Origin of the sequence: Bacteroides sp. CAG:189 (assembly GCF_000432295.1) — a bacterium.
In the GTDB taxonomy this organism is placed as follows: Bacteria; Bacteroidota; Bacteroidia; order Bacteroidales; family Bacteroidaceae; genus Bacteroides; species Bacteroides salyersiae.
The window spans coordinates 1-3,574 of sequence record NZ_HF991026.1; the positions used below are offsets into that span (position 1 = coordinate 1).

At 39.8% G+C, this 3,574-nt stretch carries 2 pseudogenes; both read left to right on the top strand.

Features of this window, described 5'->3' with window-relative positions:
* Positions 1–169 precede the first annotated feature (169 nt).
* Positions 170–3,132, top strand: a pseudogene (locus tag QVP90_RS04995) (SusC/RagA family TonB-linked outer membrane protein).
* Between the two features lie 24 nt (positions 3,133–3,156).
* Positions 3,157–3,574 (top strand): annotated as a pseudogene (locus tag QVP90_RS05000) (RagB/SusD family nutrient uptake outer membrane protein); the annotation flags it as partial.

The following is a 3,574-nucleotide window of genomic DNA, read 5'->3' on the forward strand; positions in this document are numbered from 1 at the left end:
TTGTACAATAATATTCATATATTTTATATATAATACACTGATTTATAATAAAATAATATATGGATTAATAAATACAGCAAAGTACTGATGTTTTTCTATAAACAACTAATTATAAGCAATTTAAAATAAGATTAGTTCTGCAAAGACTTTGCAAATTTCGTTTATTGGTATGCAGACCCAAGAAGTTGCAATAAAGCCGTCCCTGAAAATATTCCTTAAATCCGATTCTCAGATGATTGATGAGGTGATGGTAGTAGCTTATGGTACTGCCAAGAAATCGTCGTTTACCGGTTCTGCATCGACGGTAAAGGCCGATAAACTGGCCGAGCGTTCTGTTTCCAATGTAACGAATGCATTAGCCGGCCAGGTATCCGGAGTACAAACCATTGCCAACAATGGACAACCGGGTAGCGCTGCTACTGTCCGCATTCGCGGTATCGGCTCCATGAGTGCGAGCAACTCTCCTCTATATGTAGTGGACGGTATTCCTTTTGATGGAAGTATTTCTTCTATCAATCCGCAGGATATTGAAAGTATGACCGTATTGAAAGATGCGGCTGCAAATGCCATTTATGGTGCCCGTGGTGCCAACGGAGTTATCTTGATAACTACTAAAAAGGGAGATTCTAAAGAAGCTGTTATCACTGTAGATGCCAAATGGGGTTCTAATCGTCGTGCAGTGCCTACCTATGATGTAATGACAGATCCGGGTATGTATTATGAAACAATGTATCGTGCATTGTATAACTCAAAAGCATACAATGGTTCCAGTATGACAGAAGCTTATGCTTTTGCCGACGCGGCTTTGCTGGATGATAAAAATGGTGGTGTCGGTTATTTGGTATATACAGTTCCTGAAGGAGAAAAACTGATAGGTACAAACTTCAAACTCAATCCTAATGCTACATTGGGATATTCTGACGGCAAATATTATTATAGACCGGATGATTGGTATGATGAAGCATTTGGTAATTCCAATCTTCGTCAGGAGTATAATATATCTGTTGCAGGTGCTTCCGATAAAATAAACTACTACATGTCAGCGGGTTATCTGGATGACTCCGGTATTGTTCCCGGTTCGGGTTTTACACGCTTCACCGGACGTGCAAAAGCTGATTATCAAGCAAAAAAATGGTTGAAAGTCGGTGCTAATATAGGATATACCTATTATAATATACAATCCCCGAGCGGACAAACTACATGGGGCTCAAGCGGCAACTTGTTCCAGCTTACCAATATGATTGCTCCGATTTATCCTGTATATGTACGTAATCCAGACGGAAACATTCAAGTGGACGAACGCGGATTGACTGTTTATGATTTTGGTTCTTCTACGAACTTTGTCCGCCCCAGTATGTCGGGTAACCCCCTGGGAACAATGGACTTGGATAAGCAAAATGCTTATACAGATGTAATCAACAGTAAATGGTATGCCATTTTAACTCCGATAGAAGGGTTGTCTATTACAGCCAATATCGGTGCTAATGTACGTAACCAGCGCAGCAATGAGTTATCAAATCCATTTTATGGTTCGAGCGTAAGTAGCGGTGGAGCAGTTTATGTGGCTCATTATCGGGAATTTGCAATCAATCAGCAGTATCTTGCAACTTACAAAAAGACTTTTGCAAATTTACATAATTTTGATGTTTTGGCAGGATACGAATCATATAATTTGAAAATACAGGAATTACAAGGTAGCAATACTAAAATTTATAATCCGACTATCGGTGAATTAAGCAATGCAATTGCATCTCCTCCTAAGGTGGCTTCTTTTACGAATGAATATACTACAATGGGATTCTTGGGCCGTATTCAATATGACTATGATGGTAAATACTTCCTTAGTGCGTCTTATCGTCGCGATGCTTCTTCCCGTTTCCATCCGGACAACCGTTGGGGTAACTTCGGAAGTGTAGGTCTTGCATGGCTCATCAGCCAAGAGAACTTCATGTATAATGCAAAATGGGTAGACATGTTAAAGTTTAAGGCAAGTTATGGTATACAGGGTAATGATAATCTTGGAAACTACTATGCGTACGCCGACCAATATTCAGTAACAGACAGTAACGGTGATTTTGCAGTATCGTTCACTTACAAAGGTAATAAAGATATTACATGGGAAACATCGTATGCATTCAATACCGGTGTCGATTTCGAGTTATTCGGTAGCCGCTTAAATGGTACAATTGAATATTTTAATCGTAAAACGGTGGATTTGCTCTATAACCAACCTGTGCCTATTTCCATGGGATACGCTACTATTCCGATGAATGTAGGTTCAATTGTGAACCAAGGTGTAGAGATCGATTTGAACGGAGTACTTTACAAAAATAACAATATAGAATGGCTTGCTAATGTCAATGCAACTCATTATAAAAATAAGATTACCGATCTTGCAGAATCAGCTAAAAATAACGGCGGGGTAAAATAACACAAAGACATTTATCGTCTTGGAAATACAGCAATGCTATTTACCGTATCGGTGGTTCTTTATATAACTCATACTTGCCGGTATATGCAGGCGTTGACCACGATAACGGTAAAGCATTATATTATGTTGATCCGGACAATGGTGATTATAACACTACTGATGATTATTCAAAAGCAAAACAGTCTGACTTAGGCAGTACTTTGGCAAAAGTATACGGTGGTTTCGGTACACAGTTGAATGCTTACGGTGTCGATCTTTCCGTACAGTTCTCTTATCAACTTGGCGGTAAGTTGTATGATGGTACTTATGAAGCTTTGATGCATCGTGGTGACGGTGCAGGAACCAATTTCCATAAAGATGTTTTGGAAGCATGGACTCCGGAAAATCCGAATTCAAACGTTCCACGTCTCTGTGCTTCGGATGACACTAACCAGAAACAGTCATCCCGATTCCTGGTCAGCTCGGATTATTTGAGCTTGAATAGTGTCATGTTAGGATATACATTCCCGAAACGTTTGACAAATACACTCGGTATCTCAAGTTTACGTCTGTATGTTTCCGGCGAAAACCTGGCCGTTATATCCGGTAAAAAAGGATTGGATCCACGTCAATACTGGGGATTAGGTAGTTCTACCACTTCCGGTAGTTTCCGATATTCGGCACTGAGAACAATTTCCGGTGGTATTACTTTGAAATTCTAATGTTAATAACTAAACGATGAAATTATGAAAATGGCAAATAAATATTTAGTCCTGGTCTTAGGAGGTTCGTTGATCGCATCTTGTGCCGATCTTGATACGATTCCTGAAGGCGGAACATTTACAAATGAACAAAAGCAACAAGTAGTTGAGATGATGCCCGAACGATTACAGGCCGATGTAACCGGTATGTTTTCTCAAATATCGGCATCCTATAAGGTCATATTCACCAGTGCCCGTGATGATGATTTCGGTTATCCGGCAGTATGCCTTTCCCAGGATTTGAATGGTCCGGATATGGTTTCAACCAACTCTGATTATAACTGGTTCTCTACCTGTAGCGAATTTTCTGATCGTAGCGATACATATGCCAATCCGTATTTACGTTGGGCTTTGTTTTACAACCAGATCAAGCAGGCAAATGACATCTTGAAGTCTATTCCTG